This window comes from Xanthomonas phaseoli pv. dieffenbachiae (assembly GCF_008639345.1).
GTDB lineage: Bacteria > Pseudomonadota > Gammaproteobacteria > Xanthomonadales > Xanthomonadaceae > Xanthomonas > Xanthomonas phaseoli.
In genome coordinates this window covers 3940033-3963928 of sequence record NZ_CP041380.1, presented here as the reverse complement: position 1 = coordinate 3963928, position 23896 = coordinate 3940033, and the positions used below count along the sequence as shown (strand labels likewise).

Here is a 23896-nt window from a genome sequence, read left to right as displayed (position 1 = left end):
GATCAGATTCCGTAGGCAAATCCGTACAATCGCGGGCTGTTTACGCCAACCGGACTAGGCTGGCGGCGCCGCGAACGAATCCGAGAGTTTAAAACAAGCCCACCCCATGCCGAAGCTCGATCGATACCTGCTTAGCGATTTCACCCAGAGCTTCCTGGCCACCTTGATCGTGCTGCTGGTCGTCAGCGTTGGCGGTGTGCTGGTGGATATCCTCGGCAATATCGCCGACGGCCGCATCCCGGCGCGCTTGCTGCTGTCGCAGGTGGGGCTGCAATTCGTGGCGTATCTGCCCATTATCCTGCCGCTGGCGTTGATGCTTGGCCTGTTGCTGGCACTGGCCAGGCTGTACCGCGATTCAGAAATGGCCGTCATTACCGCCATTGGCGTCGGCCCCCGGCGCATGCTGCGGCCGATGCTGATGCTGGTGGTGCCGGTGGTGGTGGTCATCGGGTTGTGCTCGCTGTGGCTGGGCCCCTGGGCGAGCCGCACTGCCGAGGCGATGCTGGAAGATGCCAACCGCAGCGTGCTGATGGCCGGCCTGGAGTCGGGCCAGTTCACGCCGTTGTCCGGCGGTGGGGTGGTCTACCTGCAGACGATCTCTGCCGACGGCAAGGGCCTGGGCAAGGTCTTCATGCAGCGCCAGCAGAATGACCGCATTGATGTGGTCACTGCCGACCGCGGCGCGATGTTCTTCGAGGGCAAGACCGACCGTTACCTGCGCCTGGACGATGGCTACCGCACGGAAGGCCCGGCAAGCGGCGCGACCCTGGACTATCGCTTGATGAAGTTCGCCAGCAGCGATATCGCCTTGCCCGACCGCACCCGCGTGCACGATGCCAACGATCCGGAAGTGATGTGGACCACCCAGTTGCTGTCCGACGAGCGTCCTGCCGCGCGCGCGCAGCTGCATGAGCGCCTGGCGCCGCCGTTGTTGGCCCTGGCGTTTGCCTTGCTGACCTTGCCGCTGTCGCGCAGCGCACCGCGGCAACAGCGTTATGGCCGAATCATGCTGGCGTTTCTGGCCTACATGGTGGGCACCAATCTGATGATCGTCGGCACCCAGTGGATCGCCAACGGCAAGACTCCGGCGGCGCTGGGCCTGTGGTGGTTGACGCTGCCGCTGCTGGCAGTGGCGGTGTGGGCGTATGCGCGCGATGGCCGCGTGCGTCGGCCGAGGGCGCGCGCATGAAGCTGACGCCGCGGGTCCACGATTGGTACGTCGGTCGCGTGGTGTTGTTTACCGTGCTGCTGACCTGGGCGGTGCTGCTGGGGCTGGATCTGGTCAACGCCTTCGCCAGCGAAGCCAAGAACATCGGGCAGGGCAGCTACACCTTCGGGCACGCGGTGGCGTACGTGGCCTACACCGTGCCGCGCCGGGCCTATACCTTGTTCCCGACGGCCGCGGTGATTGGCGCGCTGATGGGGCTGGGCCAGTTGGCCGCCACCTCCGAGCTGACGGCGCTGCGTGCGCTGGGCGTGTCGCGCAAACGCATGTCTGCCTCGGTGGTCGCAGCGATGGCGCTGCTGACCGCCAGCATGGTGATCAGTGGCGAAACCATCGGGCCGTGGGCACAGAACCAGGCCGACACGCTCAAGGCCAGTGCCCGCTTCAACAGCGATATGGCGTCTTCGCGCTACGCCGGGCTGTGGGCACGCGAGGGCGACACCTTCCTCAATGCCTTGAGTGGCGAAGAGAAGCTGCTCGATGGCGGTGGCACCGCGCTGGATCTGCACGATGTGCGGCTCTACCACCTCGATCCCAGCGGCAGGATGCAGCAATTGACCTACGCCTCGGTGGCCGAACACCGCGACGGCCGTTGGACCCTGCGTCAGGTCCGTCGCGACACCTTCCAGGAACGCTCGGTGCAGCGCGAGACCTTCCCCGAATTGCCGTGGCAAACGCAACTGAACCCTGCCGCGCTGGCCGCTGGCCTGGCCAAGCCGCGCAATCTTTCCGCGCACGAGCTGGAGCAGAGCATCGAATACCGTCGCCGCAATGGATTGGACGCGCGCGATTACGAAGATCAGTACTGGAGCCGGTGGTTCTATCCGCTCAATGTGCTGGCGCTGTGCATGGCGGCAATCCCGTTCTCGTTCGGCTCGCTGCGCAGCGGCGGCCTGGGCAAGCGCCTGTTCCTGGGCATTCTGTTTGCGCTGGGTTTCTGGCTGCTGCAGCTGTTCTTCGGCCGCATGGCCGGCGCCCTCAAGCTCGATTACCGCATTGCCTATGCGCTGCCGCCCATGGTGATGCTGGGCGTGTCGGCGTGGTTGTTCCGCAGGCGTAGCAGCTGAGCGCATGCGGCGGGTGAGCGTGGTGGGAGTGGCGCTCTGCCTGCTGTATCTGGCGGCGACTGCGTTGTGCGTGTGGGGAGCGCTTAGTGCACAAGGCGATCCCAAGGGCTACTTCGTTCTTCTGCAACTGCCGCTGACGCCTCAGCTGATCGCGCTGGATGCTCTCCACGCGGATGCCTGGTTAACCAACATGCCTTGGGCGACAAGTTATGTTTTGTTGGTTCCGCCATTTTTAGCGGTGCTGTATGCGTTTGGGCATGCAGTTCAGTGGTTGATTGCGCGCCTTTTGTTGGGCGCTCAATAAGCCGCAGCTTGGCTGGGTTGCCGCCGCCAGCCCCGTCGCACTCCAGGTGCAGTCCGCATGCATCGAACAAGCGGGATCGGCGAGATGCAGGTCGTGGACTGCCGACCTGATCACTTCAATGTCTTGGCAATACGCTGCAGCCGGGTCCCGCTCGCACGGTCGTGCCAGGTCAGCCGGTCGCGGTCCAGCCACGCCCACCAGAATCCCAGCCCGCCCAGCGCCAGCGACAAGGTGCCGACGGCATAGCGGATCCACAGCGCATGCCATGACGCCTGTGGGTCGATCAAGCGCAGCCGCCAGGGGCGCATGCCCAGCGTCTGTCCGCCGCGTCGCCAGCTCACGGTGGCGTAGAGGCCTGCGGCGATCCAGCAGCACAGCCACAACAGCCACTGCCAGCCGCTGAAAGGCGCGATGTTTTCGCGCGCGGGGTGCCCGGCAAGCGTAAAGCCCAGCGTGAACACGGTGGAGATCAGCATCGACAGCGCCAGCACCGGCCAGGCGTCGTAGCACAGCGCCAGCAGCCGCCAGCCCACCAGTGCAGGGGTGCGCGCAACGCGAGGCGAAGGGATCGAGGTCATGGCGCGAGCATAACGGTCGCCAAGCACGGCGCAACGCCGCGCTGCAGTAGCCGCGCCCCGGTACTTGCGCGCGCTGACGCAAGGCGACAATCCAAGCACGATCAACTGCATCCTGGCACGAGGGCTGGTACCTAGACTCGGCGTGTCCAGTCGAGCGCATGCCCATGCCCGGGACCTGCCGGCCATGGGATCAACTGACGACGGCATCGCCGCTGCCTTGCTGGCGTCGCGATCCGGATGACCTTCGCGCCTGCGGCCGAGGCGTGCTGATCACGCGCGACAATGACGCGCAGCGCCACATGTGCGCCTCTCGAGCGCAGGCAATACACCTCCCGGCAACGCCGCCCATCGGCTCTCAAAACGCACGCCGCGTTTTATGCTGTGGCGATGTCTGCCAGCAGCCCCGCCGAACGCCGCCAACTTGCCCGCCAACTGCCACCGGTGCAGGCGGCTGATGCCAGCGTGATCGAACGCTTTCTCGACCGGTTCTGGGCCGAGCAAGGGGTAGCGCGACAGACCCTGGAAAGTTATCGGCGCGACCTGGAAGGGCTGGCGCGTTGGCGCGACGGCGCGGGTGGCGGCTTGCTCGGCATCGACCGTGCCGCCCTGTTCGACTATCTGCGCTGGCGTGCCCAGGCCAACTACTCTCCGCGCAGCACGGCGCGGCTGTTGTCGACCTTGCGTGCGTTCTACGGGCTATGCCTGCGCGATGGCGTGCGCAGCGACGATCCCACTACCCTGATCGACCCACCGCAACTGCCACGCTCGCTGCCCAAGGCCTTGACCGAAAGTCAGATCGAGGCCCTGCTGGCCGCGCCGGACGCGGACACCCCGGCAGGCCTGCGCGATCGCGCGATGCTGGAACTGATGTACGCCGCGGGCCTGCGTGTGAGCGAGCTGGTCAACCTGCCGGCAGTGGGGGTGAACCTGCGCCAGGGCGTGCTGCGGGTGACCGGCAAGGGCAGCAAGGACCGGCTGGTGCCGCTGGGCGAGGAATCCCAGCATTGGCTGGAGCGTTACCTGCGCGAGGCGCGCCCGCTGCTGGCCGCCAACAAGCCGGTGGCGGCGGTTGACGGGCAGGTGCCGTTGTTCATCGACGCCGCGCGTCAGCCGCTCAGCCGACAGCAGTTCTGGGTGTTGGTGAAACGTTACGCAGCGGTCGCCGGTATCGACCCGGACACGGTCAGCCCGCATGGGCTGCGGCATAGCTTTGCCACCCATCTGCTCAACCACGGCGCCGATCTGCGCGCGTTGCAGATGCTGCTGGGCCACAGCTCGTTGTCGACCACGCAGATCTATACGCTGGTGGCGCGCCAGCATCTGCAGAAACTGCACGCCAGCCATCATCCGCGCGGTTAGTCGGCGCAGCGTCTCGCCCTGGGATGCGCGCAGGCCACGCGCTTGTCGCGGTTGCGGCAGAGAACTGCCAACAGGTCAACGCCGCGCTGGCGGCCGCATCGACACCGCCCGCGGACGTTGGTGGTGCCTCGCCAGACACCTTCGGCTGCCGCGGCGGCCTTGCCGGTCAGGCTGGCGCCGGCCGGCCTGATATCCTCATGGTCATACCTCGCGCTGCCGGTCAGCGCCGGACGCCACGCAGCCGTGCACCCCTGAAAACAACAGAGAGTGAGGCGGCGCTTGCAGGCATCTTCAAGGCGCCTGCGACGGCGACTGTGCCGAGCCCACTGCCAGACCCGGCAAGCCGCGCGCTGCATTGCGTCTGTCCAACAGATGCAGCAACTTGCCTATCGCGTTCACGAACTGTGGCGGCCGGGGCCAGGCTTCATCTGCGCTGTGCGAGAATCCGGGCACCTCATTCCATCTGGATGCGTGAATGTATCGTCTTGCCATCGCCGCGCTGCTGGGCGCGATCAGCCTTACCGCCTGCGCACAATCCTCGCAGCCTGCGGCAAGCACTGCCGGCGCCAAGCCCGCCGCCGCGCCTGCCGCCACCGGCACGGTGGACCAACGCGTGAGCACGGCGCTCAAGGCGCTGGACCCGGACTTCAAGCCCGATTACATCGGTGCTGCGCCGTTCCCCGGCTTCCGCGAAGTGGTCGTCGGCGGGCAGGTGCTGTACGTCAGCGACGACGGCCGCTACCTGATCCAGGCGCAGCCGTTCGACATCCAGAACAAGCAGTTCGCAGCAAGCCCGGGCTTGCTGGCCTACCGCCGCAAGCAGCTGGACACCGTGCCCAAGGCCGACCGCATCGTGTTCGCGCCGGCCAACCCGAAGTACACCGTCACCGTCTTCACCGATGTGGAATGCGGTTACTGCCGCAAATTGCATAGCGAGATCGGCGAGCTCAACAAGCAGGGCATCGCGGTGGAATACCTCGCGTTTCCGCGCATGGGCCTGGGTAGCCAGGACCACAAGGAAATGATTGCGGTGTGGTGCGCTGCCGATCGCAAGCAGGCGCTCACGGCCGCCAAGTCGGGTCAGCCGGTCGCCTCCAAGGACTGCAAGAACCCGGTGTCGATGGAATACAACCTGGGCCAGCGCCTGGGCGTCAACGGAACGCCGGCGATCTTCGCCCCCGACGGCACCCAGCTCGGTGGCTACCTGCCACCGGCGCAGTTGCGCGAGGCGCTGGAAAAGCGCGCCGTGAGCACGGCGGGCGGCAGCCGCTGATCCACATCGACGCGGCCGTGTGACGCCGCGTCGGCGCTGGCCCTCGCTGGCTGGACGCTTGTCAGGGGGCCGGGATGCGTCTGCATTCCGGCCTTTTGCGTTTCGGGGGTGGCGTGGCTGGCTGGATCGAGCGGCCGTGCGGCGTCCGGCCGCCGATTCGTCCAGGCGGTAGTGCCGATCGGCTGCGTACGGCGCGCAGATGTCGCCACTGCCAACTGTCGCGCCTGCGCCAGTCGCAGGGCCACGATGACGGTGCGGATGAAGACAGTGGGAGCAGGGCAGGGCGCTGCCAACCGGCGCGTTAGCCAGATGGCCAGACGCCAACGCGTTAGCCAGACAGCTAGTCGCCAGGTCGCTGCGCTATTCCGCCCGTCACGATGGCCGCGCCGAACGAAACGTGGGCTGGTGGTCTTCGGCCTGATTCGCTGGCCGATTGCCTTCCGCCGCACGCTTGACCGACGCCGACCCACCGGCTCCGTTACAATCTGCAGCCCCGTTTCTGACACGGTTCCCCGGACATGATGGTCCTCGAGGGCGCTTCCGCCCTTTCGCCGTTCCGCCGCGCTCGGCTCGAAACCCGCCTGCAAACCCTCGTTCCCGCGCTGCGTATCACTGGCGCCTGGCACGTGTACTTCATCCGCGCCGAGGCCGGGCAATCGTCCGACCAGGCCACCTTGCAGCGGATCCTGCAGGCCAACGCCGCGCCCGCCGCGCGCGATGCCGATGCCTCCTCGCGTTACGTGGTGCCGCGCCTGGGCACCTTGTCGCCGTGGTCGAGCAAGGCCACCGAGCTGGTACGCGGGGCCGGGCAGCCGATCCAGCGCGTGGAGCGCGGCACCCGCATCGACCTGGCCGGCTGGCCGGACGACGCGGCCGCCCAGGCTGCCGTGGCCAAGTTGCTGCACGACCCGATGACGCAATCGCTGCTCGGCTCGGCCGCTGCCGCCGAGGCACTGTTCAACGTGCCCGACCCGGGCCAGCTGCAGCGCGTGCCGCTGGATGGGCTGGAGCAGGCCAACCGCGACCTGGGCTTGGCCCTGGCGCAGGACGAGATCGACTACCTGCGCGAACGTTTCGGCGCGCTGGGCCGCGACCCGGCCGACGTCGAGCTGATGATGTTCGCCCAGGCCAACTCCGAACATTGCCGGCACAAGATCTTCAATGCCAGCTGGACCATCGACGGCAAGCCGCAGGAGCGCTCGCTGTTCCGCATGATCAAGCACACCCACCAGCAGACCCCGCAGCACACCTTGTCGGCCTACAGCGACAACGCGGCGGTGGTGGAAGGCGTGCCGGCTGCGCGCTATCGCCCGGATCCGGCCACCGGTCACTATCGCAGCGAGGCGGTGCTGCCGTCGGCCTTTGCGATCAAGGTGGAAACGCATAACCACCCGACCGCGATCGCCCCGTTCCCCGGCGCGGCCACCGGTGCGGGCGGCGAGATCCGCGACGAAGGCGCCACCGGCCGCGGCGGCAAGCCCAAGGCCGGCCTGACCGGGTTCTCGGTCTCGCACCTGCGCATTCCGACCCTGCCACAGCCGTGGGAAACGCTGCGCGCGCTGAACCCGCGCATGGCGCCGGCGCTGGACATCATGCTCGACGGCCCGCTGGGCGGCGCGGCGTTCAACAACGAATTCGGTCGCCCGAACCTGCTCGGCTATTTCCGCAGTTTCGAGCTGGCCGAAGGCCCGGGCCTGACCCGCGCCTACGACAAGCCGATCATGCTGGCCGGTGGCCTGGGCGCGATCGATCGCAACCAGGTGGAAAAGCTGCGCCTGCAGCCGGGCGATGCGGTGATCGTGCTCGGCGGCCCGGCGATGCTGATCGGCCTGGGCGGCGGTGCGGCCAGTTCGGTGGCGGCCGGCGACAGCGCCGAGGCGCTGGATTTTGCCAGCGTGCAGCGCGAAAACCCGGAGATGGAACGCCGCTGCCAGGAGGTCATCGACCGCTGCGTGGCGCTGGGCGTGGACAACCCGATCCGCTGGTTCCACGACGTGGGCGCGGGTGGGCTGTCCAACGCCATTCCCGAGCTGCTGCACGATTCGGGCGTGGGCGGCATCATCGACCTGGGTCGCGTGCTCAGCGACGACCCGTCGCTGTCGCCGCTGGAACTGTGGTGCAACGAATCGCAGGAACGCTATGTACTTGGCGTGCCGCAGGCGCGCCTGGAAGAATTCGCCGCCATCTGCGCCCGCGAACGCTGCCCGTTCGCCGCGGTCGGCGTGGCCACGGCCGAGGAGCGGCTGGTGGTCGGATACGGCGTCCTGGACGCCGGGAATGGGGAATCGGGAATCGGGAATGGTAACGGCGTGCTGCCGGTTGCCGAAGCCGCTTCTCCCCATTCCCCATTCCCGACTCCCGATTCCCAGCTCCCGATCAACCTGCCGATGGATGTCCTGTTCGGCAAGGCGCCGAAGATGCATCGCGATGCGGCGCATCCGGCCGCGCCGCAGTGGCCGGTGCTGCAGACCGCGTCGCTGGACCTGCAGCAGGCCGGTTTGCGCGTGTTGGCGCATCCCACCGTGGCGTCCAAGAGCTTTCTGGTCACCATTGGCGATCGCAGCGTGGGCGGGTTGACCGCACGCGAACAGATGATCGGGCCATGGCAGCTGCCGCTGGCCGATTGCGCGATCACCCTGGCCGGTTTCGACACCTTCGAAGGCGAGGCGATGTCGATCGGCGAACGCACGCCGCTGGCGCTGTTGAACGCGGCCGCATCCGCGCGCATGGCAGTGGGCGAAGCGATCACCAACCTGTGCGCCGCACCGGTGCAGCGGCTGGACAGCATCAAGCTCTCGGCCAACTGGATGGCCGCCGCCGGCCATAGCGGCGAAGACGCGTTGCTGTACGACGCCGTGCGCGCGATCGGCATGGAGCTGTGCCCCGCACTCGAACTGAGCGTGCCGGTCGGTAAGGATTCGCTGTCGATGCAGGCGCAGTGGCAGGTTGGGAATGGGGAATCGGGAATCGGGAATGGTGAAACGCCAGAGTCCTCCGCTTCCACCATTCTCGATTCTCCATTCCCTATTTCCGGTGAAACGCTGAAAAGCGTTTCACCCGTATCGTTGATCATCAGTGCATTCGCGCCCGTGGGCGATGTGCGCACGCAGCTGACGCCGTTGCTGCGCAGCGGTGAAGAGAGCGAGTTGTGGTTGATCGGGCTGGGAGGCGGCAAGCAGCGGCTGGGCGGCTCGGTGCTGGCGCAGGTGTATGCCGACGACAGCGCGCTGCCGGCGTTCGGCGGCGAGGTGCCGGACCTGGACGATCCGCAGCGTCTGCGCAGTTTCTTCGAATTGATCCGCGACGCGCGCGACAGCGGGCTGTTGCTGGCGTATCACGATCGCAGCGATGGCGGTGCGTTTGCTGCGTTGTGCGAGATGGCCTTCGCGTCGCGGCAGGGCCTGGATATCACGCTGGATGCGTGGGGCGACGATGCGTTCCGCAGCCTGTTCAACGAAGAATTGGGCGCGGTGGTGCAGATTGCCAGCGAAGACCGCGCCGCGTTCGCCGACCTGGTCGAGCGCCACGCATTGACCGAATGCGCGCAGCGCATTGCACGCCCCACCGGCACGCCGCGCATCCGCGTGAGCGGGCAGGGCCGCGTGCTGGCCGAATGGCGTTGGGAAGAGCTGTTCGATGCGTGGTGGTCGGTGACCCATGCCATGCAGAAGCTGCGCGACAACCCGGACAGCGCCGATGAAGAGCGCGCGCTGGCACGCGATTTCAAGGCGCCAGGCCTGCGCCCGAAGCTGGTGTTCGACCCTGCCGACGATGTGGCGGCGCCGTTCGTGGCCACCGGTACGCGGCCCAAGGTGGCGATCCTGCGCGAGCAGGGCGTCAACGGGCAGATCGAAATGGCCTACAACTTCGAGCGCGCCGGTTTCCGTCCCTATGACGTGCACATGAGCGACCTGATCGAGGGCCGCGTGGACCTGCGCGAGTTCGTGGGCTTTGCGGCGTGCGGCGGTTTCAGCTACGGCGACGTGCTGGGTGCCGGCCGCGGCTGGGCGACATCCATCCTGGAGCGCTCGGCGTTGCGCGAGGCCTTCGCCGCGTTCTTCGCGCGCAGCGATACGTTCGCGCTAGGCGTGTGCAACGGGTGCCAGATGCTCAGCCAGCTCAAGGACATCATTCCCGGTGCCGAGCATTGGCCGCGCTTCTTGCGCAATCGCAGCGAGCAGTTCGAAGCGCGCACCGCGCTACTGGAAGTGGTGGAGTCGCCGTCGATCTTCCTGCGCGGCATGGCCGGCTCGCGGATCCCGGTGGCGGTGGCGCACGGTGAAGGGCGCGCAGAGTTCGATAGCGCCGTGGACCAGGCCGCCGCACGGGTGGCATTGCGTTACATCGATGGCGATGGCGCGGTGGCATCGCAGTACCCGCTCAATCCGAACGGTTCCCCTGACGGCATCACCGGGCTGACCAGCAGCGACGGCCGCGTCACCATCCTGATGCCGCACCCGGAGCGCACGCCACGCAGCGCAAACCTGAGCTGGTACCCGGCCGACTGGGGCGACGACTCACCATGGTTGCGGATGTTCCGCAACGCGCGGGTGTGGTGCGGTTGATGCCGTGCGGCTGATCGGCAGCCGCTGACGCATGATCCGACGGCCGTGTGCAGCGATGCGCACGGCCGTTGTCGTTTAGGCAGGTGCGTTGAATCTGCAATTGAAATCAGTTGCAGATTCAGCGCGTGCTGCCGCTACCACCACATGCGCGCGATGCGATCAACAGCCTTGCGCGGAAGCCAAGCGTGTTCGCTGGGCTCGCCCGCCTCGACTGCAATCTGCCGGTGGCGCTTGTGGCGCGCGCGAACCACGCGATGGAGCGGCTCAAATGGCGATAGTCGCTCGATGAGCGGAATGCGCCATGCGCTGCAATCGAAACTGTTGAAACCTAATCTTTGCGTTAGCGGTAGCGAATTCGCGACTAAATAATAAAACGATACCTGGACATTTTTTAGTAACTTTCAAATCCCTTGATTATGTATTCCGCATCGCTGATTTTGCGGTGTGTGACGGCAATCGCATTGATGGCTCTACTTTTCAATTAAATTAATTTAGCGTTATCGATCTTTCGATCTACGCTTCTGTGTATTTAATGCTTTGAATTTTCAGCTTTGGAATACTCCAAAGCTGAGGCGAGTGCGCGCGAATATAAAACCTCAGGGGGACCGTGCGATCTGTTCGTGCGGTGGTCGGTTTTTACACACACCAGACCAAAATGGGGAGATAGGCGTTAATGAAGCGAATTTATTTGGAGGCTGGTCGCGAGTCTTGTACTCACGACCAAATGGTGCCGCGTGTTCGCACGGTGGAAAATGCGCAGGGCAGCCTGCCGCGCGACCATACCAGCGGAGTGCTGGCCACGGCAGTGGCGATCGTGTTGTTCGGCATTGCCGGGGCGGCCGGTGCCGCGACGACACCGGCTGCAGCGATCATGCAGTGCCAGATGATCGAGGGCACGCTACGTTGCCCGGGCGAGGCGGGCACGGGGGCTCAGGCCGCACCCGCAGTAGCCAACGACAGCGCCACGCAAGCGGCTGCACCATCCGCCGCCGATGCGCAGATCCCGGCGTACGCGGACGGTGAGGATGCGCTGGCGTTGGGCAATGCGAGCAATGCGCTGGGCGATGCAACCATGGCGCTGGGCGGTGGAAGCCTGGCGTTGGACCGCGACGCGACCGCGATCGGTCATAACGCTGCGGCGGCGGGAGAATCGGCAATCGCCCTCGGCGGCGTTGCGACCGTGTTTGATTACGATGCCGACGGCTTCGTCATCGGCCAACGCGAACAGGCTACGCAGGCGTCAGGTGTGGGCGCCACGGCAGTGGGCGGTGGTGCGGTAGCGGGAACGCCGTATGCCAGCGCCATCGGCAGCGGCGCCAGCGCCAGTGGCGTGCAGAGCACGGCGCTGGGGTATCGCGCACAGACTTCCAGCGACGGCGCCACTGCCGTGGGCGGGCTTTCCAGCGCTGGCGGCTTTCTTTCCACTGCCGGCGGTTATTCCTCGCGTGCCAGCGCAGACACCTCGACGGCGTTCGGTTACAGGGCGCGAAGCGACGGTGCCAGTAGCGTCGCCGTTGGCGACACCTCTTTAGCCAGCGGAGCACAGAGCGTTGTCGTGGGCGGCGTCAGCAACTTCGGCTCGATTACCGCAGCGACCGGTCTTGGCGGCATTGCGCTGGGCTCGGGTGCGCAAAGCCAATCCGATTATGCGATTGCCATTGGCTACGATTCCAACGTATTTCCGAATGCGCCCGGCAATACCGATGCGGTGGCGATCGGGCACAGCGCCGGTTCGTTCGCACCACGCACCGTGTCATTGGGCGGCTTTGCCTTGGCGTCGGGCGATGGCGGCATCTCGATCGGCCACGGCAGCACCGCTTACAACGAAAACAGCGTGGCGCTAGGCGCGCGTGCCGCGACCTCGCAGTTCAATGGTGACAGCACCGTCATTGGCGCGGACGCGCAGGCCAACGGCGTGGATGCCGTGGCGATCGGCTACGGCGCGAAGGTGGGATCCTGGCTCGACGATGCCTGGAATCGTTCGGCATCCAGCGCGGTTGCGCTGGGGGCGCACTCCTATGCGTTTCGCAGCAACACGGTGTCGGTTGGCGATGTGCAAGCCGGCTTGACGCGCCAGATCACCAGCGTTGCGGCCGGTACCGAAGCCACCGATGCGGTGAATGTGGCCCAGCTCGATACAGTGCGCGCCGCCACCTCACGCATCGATGGCTATCTGGCGGTAACGCCGGCCACGGGCGCAACGACGGCATCTGCGCAGGGGCAGGGCGCCATGGCGCTGGGTGGCGCAAGCAGCGCGCTTGGCGCATCTGCCACCGCGGTGGGCTTCAATGCCTCCAGCGTTGGCCAGGGCAGTTCTGCGTTGGGCAGCCTGGCGGTTGCTGCCGGCGAGCGCAGCGTGGCGGTCGCCTCCGGCAGCCGTGCCTCGGCCACCGGTGCCAGCGCCATGGGTGTGGACAGCAGCGCCAGCGGCGTGAACAGCACCGCGATGGGCCGGCAGACCAGTTCCATCGGCGAAAACGGCGTTGCGTTGGGCTACAACTCCTTCGTGCGCGAAAGCGGCAGCAATGCCGTGGCGTTGGGTGCCAACGCGGGCGCCAGCGGTGCCGATTCGGTGGCATTGGGCTCGGGCTCGCGCGCCTATGAAGCCGACACGGTGTCGGTGGGTAGCGGCAACGGTCGCGGTGGCCCGGCCACGCGCCGCATCGTCAATGTGGGGGCGGGCACGATTGCCAGCGCCAGCACCGATGCGATTAATGGCGGCCAGCTGTTCCAGTCGCTGAGCAATGCGGCCAGCTTCCTCGGCGGCGGTGCGGCGATCGGTGCGCAAGGCGTGTTCGTGGCGCCGACCTATGTGATCCAGGGGGCCAGCTACAACAATGTCGGTGCGGCACTGACGGCGTTGGACAGCAAGGTCAGCGAGCTGGATGCGCGAGGCGGCGCGGCAACAGCTGCGTCACGTGTATCTGTCGCACGCCTGGCAACGGCGCGCACTGCAGCGGTCGACGCAACGGCCGATGGCTTGCAGTCGGCAGCGCTGGCGACCGACGCAACAGCCGACAGTGCCCTCTCGTCTGCAGCGACGGGCGCTGCAACTGGGCTTTCCGCAAGCACTGCGGTCCAGGGCACACCCACTGCCGCCGCCGTCGGCAGCATCACGCCGGCGGCCACGTCCACGGCAGTCGGTACGGCAGCAGTGGCCAACCACGTCACCGGCACGGCAATCGGCGGCAGCGCGTATGCGCATGGCCCCAACGACACCGCCATCGGCAGCAATGCACGCGTCAATGCCGATGGCAGCACGGCGGTGGGTGCCAACACGCAGATCGCGGCGGTGGCCACCAATGCCGTGGCGATGGGCGAAGGTGCGCAAGTGACCGCCGCGTCCGGCACGGCGATCGGCCAGGGCGCCCGTGCCACGGCACAAGGCGCCGTGGCACTGGGCCAGGGCTCGGTTGCCGATCGTGCCGACACGGTGTCGGTGGGCAGCGTGGGCGGTGAGCGTCAGGTGGCCAATGTGGCGGCCGGTACGCGTGCCACCGATGCGGTCAACAAGGGCCAGCTGGACAGCGGCGTTGCCGCCGCCAACAGCTACACCGACAGCCGCTACAACGCGATGGCCGACAGCTTCGAAAGCTACCAGGGCGATATCGAAGACCGCCTGCGCCGGCAGAACCGTCGCCTGGACCGTCAGGGCGCGATGAGCTCGGCGATGTTGAACATGTCCGCCAGCGTGGCCGGTATCGCCTCGCAGAACCGCATCGGTGCCGGTGTCGGTTTCCAGAACGGGGAGTCGGCGTTGTCGGTGGGCTACCAGCGTGCGATCAGCCCGCGCGCCACGGTCACCGTGGGCGGCGCACTCAGCGGCGATGACAGCTCGATCGGCGTGGGCGCCGGTTTCGGCTGGTAGCCGCAGGAGGACCACGCGGTTGCATGCATTCCCGCCGCCCGTCGTCGGGCGGCGCACTTTCTTCGTCATGCCCTTTCGCACTCACCTCGAAGGAATTCCATCGTGATCCAGAGCTCTTCTACGCAGGTCCTTGTGCTTGCCTGCTGTGTCCTGGCTGCGTCGTGCAGTACAGCGTTGGCCGCCACCGCCACCGCCGATGCGGCAGCGGCCAGTGCCCAACGTCAACAGGCCATGGCCAATGCGCCGGTTGACAGAATCATCGTCCGCTACCGCAGCGGGCAGGTCGGCACCGCGCACGACATCGGCCGCAGTGCCTCGACGGCAGTCGGTGCGGCCGCTTCGCGCGCCTCCATCCGTCTTGCGCCTGCTGCACGCACCACTGCCACCGCAGCGCCAACCTACCTGCGCACGCTTGCCGCCGGCGGCGAACTGATCAAGCTGCCTGCCCAGCTCAGTCGTGCCGATGCCGACCGTCTTGTGCAGGAATTGAGCGCAGACCCGGACGTCGAATCGGCGCAGGTGGATTTGCGCATGTATCCGCTGCAAGCCAGCGGCGCATTGCCGAACGATCCGCTGCTGCAAACCAATCAATGGCATCTCATCGATCCGGTGGGTGGCATCAACGTCGCGCAAGCCTGGAAAACAACACAAGGCGAAGGCGTCGTCGTGGCGGTACTGGATACCGGCATCCTGCCCGATCACCCGGACCTGGCCGGCAATCTGCTTGCCGGCTACGACTTCATCACCGACCCGTTCTTCTCGCGTCGTGCCACGGCCGAGCGTGTGCCCGGCGCACTGGACCTGGGCGATTGGATCGCCGAAGACGGCGACTGCGGGTTGTTTTCGGTGGCCAGCGACAGCAGCTGGCACGGCACGCACGTGGCCGGAACGGTTGCCGAAGCCACCAACAACGGCATTGGCGGAGCCGGCGTCGCCTACAGGGCGAAGGTATTGCCGGTGCGCGTGCTCGGGCACTGCGGCGGGCGACTCTCCGACATCTCCGATGCCATCGTCTGGGCCTCCGGCGGTCACGTCGATGGCGTGCCGGACAACCGCGATCCTGCCGAAGTGATCAACCTGAGCCTGGGCGGTGGCGGCGCATGCGGTTCGACGATGCAGGCTGCAATCGATGGCGCAGTGGCGCGCGGCACCGCCGTGGTGGTGGCGGCGGGCAATTCAACTGCCGATGTCTCGACGATGGCTCCCGCCAACTGCGCCAATGTGATTGCCGTTGCCGCCACGCGCGCCACCGGCGGCCTTGCCGATTACAGCAATTTCGGCCGGCAGATCGACCTGGCCGGTCCGGGTGGCAGCTCGATGTCCTTCGTGACCAACGATGGTCCGATCCGCAGCTTTGTCTGGCAAACCCTCTATACCGGCAAAACCACACCAACCTCCGGGCAGTTCACCTATGGCGGCACGCATTACGCCGGCACCTCGATGGCGTCGCCGCATGTGGCCGGTACCGCCGCATTGGTGCAGAGCGCATTGATCGCCGACGGCAAACCGCCGCTGTCGCCAGCCGCAATGGAGAGCCTGCTCAAGCGCACGGCGCGTCCATTCCCGGTGTCGATTCCGGTGGCAACGCCGGCCGGGGCCGGCATCGTGGATGCCGGAGCCGCGGTTGCCCGCGCATTGCGTCGCTGCGAGAGGGGCGATGTGGGATGTCAGGTGGATGCACAGCCACTGCGTAATGGCGTGGTCCAGAGCGGCATCTCCAATCTGTCGGGCGATGCGGGCGTGTTCACGTTCCAAGCGCAGGCGGGTGCGGTGCTGAGTTTCATCAGCTTCGGCGGCAGCGGCCAGGCGCAGTTGTACGTGGCATTCGGACGCGAACCCACCGCCACCGACAACGACGGCGCGTCCACGCGGCGCGGCACCAGCCAGACGGTGCGCTTCACTGCCCCGCGTGCCGGCACCTACATCCTCAAGCTGGAAGGCAGCGGTTTCGACGCGGTGAACCTGCTGGCGCGTCAATGATCCGACGCCCAGCCGTCGGTGCGGCGAGATCGCCATTTCCTTGGCGGTGAATGCCTGAACCACGGCCGCTCCGCGCGCCGATGGACGGCGCATGCAGGGTGCGGGGCCTGTTGGCCGCAGGCCTGACCTGCCACACCCTGCATTTTGCGCAACCAAGCCCGCTGGCGCCCTGCCAGCGGGCTTTTTTGTCTTTTCCCGTTGCGCCTATTCAGCCCTGAAATGTCTCGAAGGACATGATCTAGGTCGATGTTTTCCAAAGATTTATTAAAAATCTAATAAAAGCAAGCAGAAGTGTGACTAAACGCGCACTTCTCTTCGCTTTCTGTCAAAAACTTGACGCCTGAAATGACGGCTGTTAACACTCCGCTCAGTTCTATGGTTGGGTAGCGTTCACTTTTTGACTATCCAGGAAGCCGGCGCAAACCGCTCCGCCGCAAGGCCCATAGCGCGAACAACTGCGGTCAATTGCAGGCTGGAACGCCTTCTGCCGCCGGGTGTTCGCCAAAAAACCAGTCCAACAACTCAGGAGTCGTGCGTCGATGAATCGGATTTATCGCAAGGTCTGGAACAAATCGCTTGGCGTGTGGGCCGTAGCCTCGGAATTGGCCAGCGGCGACAGTCCCGGAGCGGTTGCCTCAGCCGCATTCATCGATCGCCGCCAGAGCCTGGCACTGGCCGCCGCCATCGCCCTGGCGCTGGGCACCGGGTTGGCCACGCCGCTTCCTGCCAATGCGCAATCGGTGGAAGTGGGCCGCGGCGCCGCGGCGCCGGCCAGCAAGGCCACCGCCATCGGTGCCAATAGCCATGCCAGCGCCACCGGTGCCGTGGCCACCGGCGCCAACAGCAGCGCCAGTGGCGTCAACAGCAGCGCGATCGGGCGCCAGACCAATGCGATCGGCGAAAACGCCGTGGCCATCGGCTACAACAGTTTCGTGCGCCAGAGCGGCGAAAACGGCGTGGCGCTTGGCGCCAATGCCGGCGTGACCGGCGCAAATTCGGTGGCGCTGGGCGCAGGCTCGCGCACCCACGAAGACGACGTGGTGTCGGTGGGCAGCGGCAATGGCCGCGGTGGCCCGGCCACGCGCCGCATCACCAACGTCACTGCCGGCGTCAATGCCACCGATGCAGTCAACGTGGCGCAGTTGCGCGACGTGGCCGATGTGGCCGAAGACACCGCGTTGTTCTTCAAGGCCTCTCCGGGCGAAGACAGCGTGGGCGCGTATGTCGAAGGCGACAGCGCCCTGGCGGCCGGCGACGGCGCCAATGCCACCGGCACGGCGACCACGGCACTGGGAACCGGCGCCAATGCGGTGGCCAACAACGCCACCGCGGTGGGCGCAAACGCGCTCGCGTCCGGGCAGAACAGCGCAGCATTTGGCCACAACGCACAGGCCAACGGTCCGGCGAGCGTGGCCGTGGGCGGCGCGGCAGTGGACGAAGACGGCGAGCCGTTGGTCACCAACGGCGGCGTGCCGGTCACCACCGGCGCCACCAGTGCCGGCGTCGGCGGCACCGCAGTCGGCGCCAGCGCCAACGCCGATGGCTTTGCGGCATCGTCGTTCGGCGTTGGTGCCTATGCGGCCGGTACGCAGTCTTCCGCGTTCGGTGCGGTCGCCAATGCGGCAGGCGATTACGCCACTGCGATTGGCACGCAGACCAGCGCCAGCGGCACCAGCAGCACCGCGGTCGGTGGTCCGGTCGATTACATCCCGGGTCTGGGCTTCTTCGTGCAGACCCAGGCCAGCGGCGAAGCCTCCACTGCGCTGGGCGCCGGTGCGACCGCATCGGGCACCTACACCACGGCAGTGGGCACGCTCAGCGAAGCCTCCGGCACCGAAGCCACCGCCGTGGGCTACTTCGCGTATGCACCGGGCGAAGGCGCAACTGCCGTGGGTCCGGAATCGTGGGCCAGCGGCGAACTGAGCACGGCGCTGGGCTATTACAGCACTGCCCGCGGCGCCAATTCGGTTGCGTTGGGCGCCAATTCGGTTGCCACGCGCGCCAATACCGTGTCGGTGGGTGCGGACGGCGCAGAGCGCCAGATCACCAATGTGGCGGCAGGCACCGAAGGCACCGATGCGGTCAATCTCGACCAGCTCACTGCGGTGTCCGATGTTGCATCCGCCACTGCGCGCTCGTTCGTCGCGACCGGCGATGGCACTGCGATTGCACAAGGCGTCGACAGCGTCGCTGCCGGTTCCAACGCATTGGCCGACAGCGACTACAGCACCGCGCTGGGTTCCAGCAGCGCGGCATCTGCGCAGGGTGCAACTGCAGTCGGCAGTGGCGCCAATGCCACCACCGACAACGCCACGGCAGTCGGCTTCAACAGCACTGCGGTGGCGCAGAACACCACGGCGCTTGGCGGCAACAGCAGCGCCTCTGGCGATGCCAGCACCGCAGTGGGCAGCGCAAGCCAGGCCACTGCCAACGGCGCGACGGCGCTGGGTTACGAAAGCATCGCCAATGGCGCGGACTCCACGGCACTGGGTGTGGGTAGCGTGGCATTCGGCGACACCAGCACCGCCGTGGGTGGTGCAAGCGTGGCCTTCGGGACCGACAGCGCCGCGTTCGGCGCCAATGCTGCGGCCGGCGGCACTGCATCCACGGCGATCGGCGCAAACAGCAGTGCCTTCGGCGAGCGCACCGTTGCGCTGGGCGGCGCCAGCAACGCGTCGGGCGACGACAGCATTGCGCTCGGCGCCAGCAGTCAGGCCTCTGCGCTGGGCACCACGGCCGTCGGCAGCAATGCCAACGCCAGCATTGCCAATGCCACTGCGGTCGGTTTCAACAGCAGTGCCGGCGACGACTACGCCACCGCACTCGGCGGCGACAGCAACGCATCGGGCTATTTCAGCACCGCCGTGGGCGGCACCAGCATCGCCAATGGGCGTGGTGCAACGGCCATCGGCTACGAAACCATCGGCAATGGAACTGCATCGACCGCGCTGGGGTTTGCCAGCGTGGCGTGGGGTGACGGTGGCACCGCCATCGGTACCGAAAGTCTTGCCTACGGTGACAACAGCACGGCAGTGGGCGCGAATGCGGCTGCGGCTGATACCGACTCGATTGCGGTCGGCACTTACGCAAATGCATACGGTCCGCGTGCCATTTCGCTCGGCGGCCAATCCAGGGCGACCGGCGATGACAGCATTGCACTGGGCTGGGGAGCGCAGGCTGAAGGCGAGCAGGGCATTGCGCTCGGCGCGGGCGGTCAAGCCGATGCGTACTCCACGGCCATCGGCGGCTACGCCAGCGCCAGTGGTTTCTTTGCCACAGCCGTGGGGAACAACAGCCGTGCCGTTGATTACTACGCCACCGCGCTGGGTGGCGACAGCATGGCATCGGGATATTTCAGCACGGCCGTCGGCGGCAGCAGCGTCGCCAGTGGGCGCGGAGCAACGGCGATGGGCGTTGACAGTGCGGCGCGCAGTGATCGCGACACCGCCGTCGGTACCGAAAGTGTGGCCGATGGTGGCGACAGCACGGCGTTGGGCGCAAATGCGCGGGCACTCTACGATTCATCGGTGGCACTGGGCGCAAATGCGCGGGCAGACAACTACTATTCGGTCGCGCTGGGCACTTACGCGCTTGCGACGGGTACAAGCGCCACGTCGATTGGCGGCCAGTCCTATGCGCCTGGTACCGAGAGCGTCGCGCTGGGCTGGCAATCCAATGCTTCGGGCGAGCAGAGCATTAGTCTCGGCAGCGGTGCGTATACACCTGCCGACAACAGCGTTGCGCTGGGTGCAGGTTCGCTCGCCGATCGCGCCAACACGGTGTCGGTGGGTGCAGCCGGAACCGAGCGGCAGATTGCCAATGTTGCGGCCGGCACCGAGGGCACCGATGCGGTAAATCTCGACCAGCTCAACGCCGTGGCTGGCGCCGCCGAAAATACCGCGCGCCTGTTCGCGGGCACCGGCACCGGCACCGCCGATGCGCAGGGCGAAGACGCGACCGCCGCCGGTTCCAATGCCACGGCCGACGGCGATTACAGCAGTGCGTTCGGGTCCAGCAGCCAGGCCACCGCGATTGGTGCGGTGGCCATCGGCAGCGGCGCCAGCGCCACCGCGCAATACGCCAATGCGGCCGGCTACAACGCAGCGGCCAGCGGCTTCGGCAGCGTGTCCAATGGCGCCTTCAGCCAGGCCAGCGGCGACTACGCCGTGGCGGTAGGTGGCGAGAGCGAAGCGGCCGGTGCGCAGAGCACCGCACTTGGTGCCGCCGCCGGTGCGTATGGTGATGGCTCGCTGGCGGTCGGTGCGCTGAGCGAAGCGCAGGGCAGCGAATCCACGGCCATGGGCTATTTCGCCAGCGCCAGTGGCGAATCGGCCACCGCCGTCGGTGCGGAGAGCGTTGCCGACGGCACCAGCGCGGCGGCGTTCGGCTTCGGTGCCGAGGCGACGTCCAACTACTCGACTGCGTTGGGTGGATATTCCAGCGCCAGCGGTTTCAACAGCACCGCGCTGGGTAATTTCAGCACTGCCAGCGGTTCGAACACGGTGGCCGTGGGTGGTGATGCCACCGCCACGGGCGCCTACAGCATCGCCGCCGGCCAGGGCAGTGTGGCCAGCGGCTACAACAGCGTGTCGGTCGGCGGCGCCTTGCTCGGCCTGTTGCCGACCGAAGCCTCCGGCGATTACTCCACTGCAGTCGGTGGCGCGGCGTGGGCACCGGGCCTCAACAGCACGGCGCTGGGCAATTTCGCTGGGTCCACCGGCGAAGGCAGCGTGGCGCTTGGCGCCGGTTCGGTTGCCGATCGCGACTTCGCGGTGTCGGTGGGCAGTGCCGGCAACGAGCGTCAGATCACCAACGTGGCGGCCGGTACGCAGGGCACCGATGCGGTGAATCTGGACCAGCTCAACGCCGTTGCCGAAGCCGGTGCAGCCACGAGCAAATACTTCCAGGCCAGCGGCAGCGCCGATAGCGATGCAGGTGCCTACGTCGATGGCGATAACGCGCTGGCGGCAGGCGAGGGTGCCAATGCCACCGGTACCGGCACCACCGCATTGGGCGCGGGCGCGCAGGCAGTGGTGGACAACGCCACTGCCGTGGGCGTGGGCGCACTGGCTGGCGGCACTGGCGCGGCCGCATTAGGCAGCAATGCCCAGGCGGTGGGCGAAAACAGCAGCGCGGTCGGCAGCAACGCGTTGGCCAGCGATATCGGCGCCACCGCCAACGGTGCGGGCGCGCAGGCGATTTCGACCTACACCACTGCACTGGGCAGCGAAGCGGTGGCGTCCGACAATCAGGCCATCGCTGCGGGTTTCCGCAGTACCGCATCCAGTGTTGGTAGCGCCGCCTTCGGTGGCTACAGCGAATCGACCGGCCGCCTGTCGTCGGCACTGGGCTATGGCGCGGTCGCGTCGAGCGATTACAGCACCGCCGTCGGCGCCGTTGCGTTGGCCTCCGGTGCCAGCGCCGTCGCCGTTGGCGAATTCAGCGAAGCCATCGGCGACGAGAGCGTGGCCGTGGGCGGCAGCACGTTTTTCGGGTTCATCCCGGCACGTGCCTCCGGCACGGGTGCGGCGGCATTCGGTGCCGGTGCCTGGGCCACCGCGGACTACACCACCGCCATCGGCTGGAATTCCTATGCCGACGGCGTCAATGCCAGCGCCTTGGGCCAGAGCGCGGCGGCGCTTGCCGACAACACCCTGGCACTGGGCGGCGGCAGCCGCGCCGATGCGGTCGGTGCCAGTGCGGTTGGCGTGGATGCGTCGGCGACCGGCATCAACAGCACCGGCGTCGGTCGTCAGGTGAATGCCATCGGCGAAAATGCGGTGTCGGTGGGCTACAACTCCTTCGTGCGCCAGAGCGCGGTCAACGGCGTGGCACTGGGTGCCAATGCGGGTGCGACCGGTGCCGATTCGGTGGCATTGGGCTCGGGCTCGCGCACCTACGAAGCCGACACGGTGTCGATCGGTAGCGGCAATGGCCGCGGTGGTCCGGCCACGCGCCGCATCGTCAATGTCAGCGCCGGCCAGGCCGCCACCGACGCGGTCAACAAGGGGCAACTGGATGCACTGGCGGCCGATGTGCAGACCACCAGCGGCATGCTCAAGACCACCGGCGACGGCGTGGCCTCGGCCACTGGCGATCGCGCCACGGCGGCAGGTGCTGGCGCCACCGCCAGCGGCGCACGCAGCGTGGCGGTCGCCTCCGGCAGCCGTGCCTCGGCCACCGGTGCCAGCGCCATGGGTGTGGACAGCAGCGCCAGCGGCGTGAACAGCACCGCGATGGGCCGGCAGACCAATTCCATCGGCGAAAACGGCGTCGCGTTGGGCTACAACTCCTTCGTGCGCGAAAGCGGCAGCAATGCCGTGGCGTTGGGTGCCAATGCGGGCGCCAGCGGTGCCGATTCGGTGGCGTTGGGCTCGGGCTCGCGCACCTATGAGGCCAATACGGTGTCGGTGGGTAGCGGCAATGGCCGCGGTGGTCCGGCCACGCGCCGCATCGTCAATGTGGGTGCCGGCACGATCGCCAGCGCCAGCACCGATGCGATCAATGGCGGCCAGCTGTTCCAGTCGCTGAGCAATGCGGCCAGCTTCCTCGGCGGCGGTGCGGCGATCGGTGCGCAAGGCGTGTTCGTGGCGCCGACCTATGTGATCCAGGGCGCCAGCTACAACAACGTCGGTGCGGCACTGACGGCCTTGGACAGCAAGGTCAGCGAACTGGATGCACGCAGTGGCGGCACTGCCTCCGGCACCGTCGCACGCACTGCGTCGCTGCGTACCGCAACGGTGCCGGCCGTGGCGACGACTGCAGTTGGCGATGTGTCCAGCAATGTCGCAAGCACCGCGAGCGATGCAACGGCCGCTGTGCAGGGCACACCCACTGCCGCCGCCGTCGGCAGCATCACGCCGGCGGCCACGTCCACGGCAGTCGGTACGGCAGCAGTGGCCAACCACGTCACCGGCACGGCAATCGGCGGCAGCGCGTATGCGCATGGCCCCAACGACACCGCCATCGGCAGCAATGCACGCGTCAATGCCGATGGCAGCACGGCGGTGGGTGCCAACACGCAGATCGCGGCGGTGGCCACCAATGCCGTGGCGATGGGCGAAGGTGCGCAAGTGACCGCCGCGTCCGGCACGGCGATCGGCCAGGGCGCCCGTGCCACGGCACAAGGCGCCGTGGCACTGGGCCAGGGCTCGGTTGCCGATCGTGCCGACACGGTGTCGGTGGGCAGCGTGGGCGGTGAGCGTCAGGTGGCCAATGTGGCGGCCGGTACGCGTGCCACCGATGCGGTCAACAAGGGCCAGCTGGACAGCGGCGTTGCCGCCGCCAACAGCTACACCGACAGCCGCTACAACGCGATGGCCGACAGCTTCGAAAGCTACCAGGGCGATATCGAAGACCGCCTGCGCCGGCAGAACCGTCGCCTGGACCGTCAGGGCGCGATGAGCTCGGCGATGTTGAACATGTCCGCCAGCGTGGCCGGTATCGCCTCGCAGAACCGCATCGGTGCCGGTGTCGGTTTCCAGAACGGGGAGTCGGCGTTGTCGGTGGGCTACCAGCGTGCGATCAGCCCGCGCGCCACGGTCACCGTGGGCGGCGCACTCAGCGGCGATGACAGCTCGATCGGCGTGGGCGCCGGTTTCGGCTGGTAAGGCGTTATCGCATCAAACGCGGCGGCGCCAGGTGCGCCGCCGCGATCTGCAAGGCCTGAGGGGGCGG

At 67.1% G+C, this 23896-nt stretch carries 10 protein-coding genes and 1 pseudogene; 10 read left to right on the top strand and 1 reads right to left on the bottom strand.

Annotation, left to right across the window (positions count from 1 at the left end; translation table 11 throughout):
• Positions 1–106: 106 nt before the first annotated feature.
• Genes lptF through FLG15_RS17565 form a run of 3 tightly spaced genes read left to right on the top strand, consistent with a single transcriptional unit; the run spans position 107 to position 2596 of the window.
• Entirely contained in the window at positions 107–1189 is a 1083-nt protein-coding gene (gene lptF / locus FLG15_RS17575; RefSeq protein ID WP_007970560.1) for an LPS export ABC transporter permease LptF, read from the top strand.
• The gene (gene lptG, locus FLG15_RS17570; RefSeq protein WP_033473963.1) at positions 1186–2292 is read left to right on the top strand and encodes an LPS export ABC transporter permease LptG; all 1107 of its coding nucleotides are present in this window, start codon (positions 1186–1188) and stop codon (positions 2290–2292) included. Before lptF ends, lptG begins: the two co-directional genes overlap by 4 nt.
• Positions 2293–2296: 4 nt before the next feature.
• Positions 2297–2596, top strand: coding sequence for a hypothetical protein (locus tag FLG15_RS17565; protein ID WP_057678020.1), 300 nt, complete (start codon positions 2297–2299; stop codon positions 2594–2596).
• A gap of 110 nt (positions 2597–2706) precedes the next feature.
• On the opposite strand, the gene FLG15_RS17560 is transcribed toward FLG15_RS17565, so the two are convergent.
• The gene (locus tag FLG15_RS17560) at positions 2707–3174 is read right to left on the bottom strand and encodes an RDD family protein (protein ID WP_057678019.1); all 468 of its coding nucleotides are present in this window, start codon (positions 3172–3174) and stop codon (positions 2707–2709) included.
• Positions 3175–3561: 387 nt separating this feature from the next.
• On the opposite strand from FLG15_RS17560, the gene xerD reads away from it, so the two are divergent.
• The 7 genes and pseudogenes from xerD (at position 3562) to FLG15_RS17520 (ending at position 23829) form a co-directional block, all read left to right on the top strand.
• Positions 3562–4533: a site-specific tyrosine recombinase XerD gene (gene xerD / locus FLG15_RS17555; RefSeq protein ID WP_057678018.1), complete on the top strand. Its 972-nt coding sequence runs from the start codon at positions 3562–3564 to the stop codon at positions 4531–4533.
• Positions 4534–4556: 23 nt separating this feature from the next.
• A pseudogene (locus FLG15_RS17550) lies at positions 4557–4781 on the top strand (hypothetical protein); the annotation flags it as partial.
• A 227-nt stretch (positions 4782–5008) separates the two neighbouring features.
• Positions 5009–5806, top strand: coding sequence for a DsbC family protein (locus FLG15_RS17540; protein WP_008571787.1), 798 nt, complete (start codon positions 5009–5011; stop codon positions 5804–5806).
• Positions 5807–6324: 518 nt separating this feature from the next.
• On the top strand, positions 6325–10371 hold the full coding sequence (gene purL, locus FLG15_RS17535) for a phosphoribosylformylglycinamidine synthase (RefSeq protein WP_057678016.1): 4047 nt from the start codon (positions 6325–6327) through the stop codon (positions 10369–10371).
• A gap of 673 nt (positions 10372–11044) precedes the next feature.
• Entirely contained in the window at positions 11045–14239 is a 3195-nt protein-coding gene (locus FLG15_RS17530; protein WP_150146909.1) for a YadA-like family protein, read from the top strand.
• A 102-nt stretch (positions 14240–14341) separates the two neighbouring features.
• Positions 14342–16219: a S8 family peptidase gene (locus tag FLG15_RS17525; RefSeq protein WP_057679706.1), complete on the top strand. Its 1878-nt coding sequence runs from the start codon at positions 14342–14344 to the stop codon at positions 16217–16219.
• Between the two features lie 539 nt (positions 16220–16758).
• Entirely contained in the window at positions 16759–23829 is a 7071-nt protein-coding gene (locus FLG15_RS17520; protein ID WP_150146907.1) for an ESPR-type extended signal peptide-containing protein, read from the top strand.
• Positions 23830–23896: the final 67 nt, after the last annotated feature.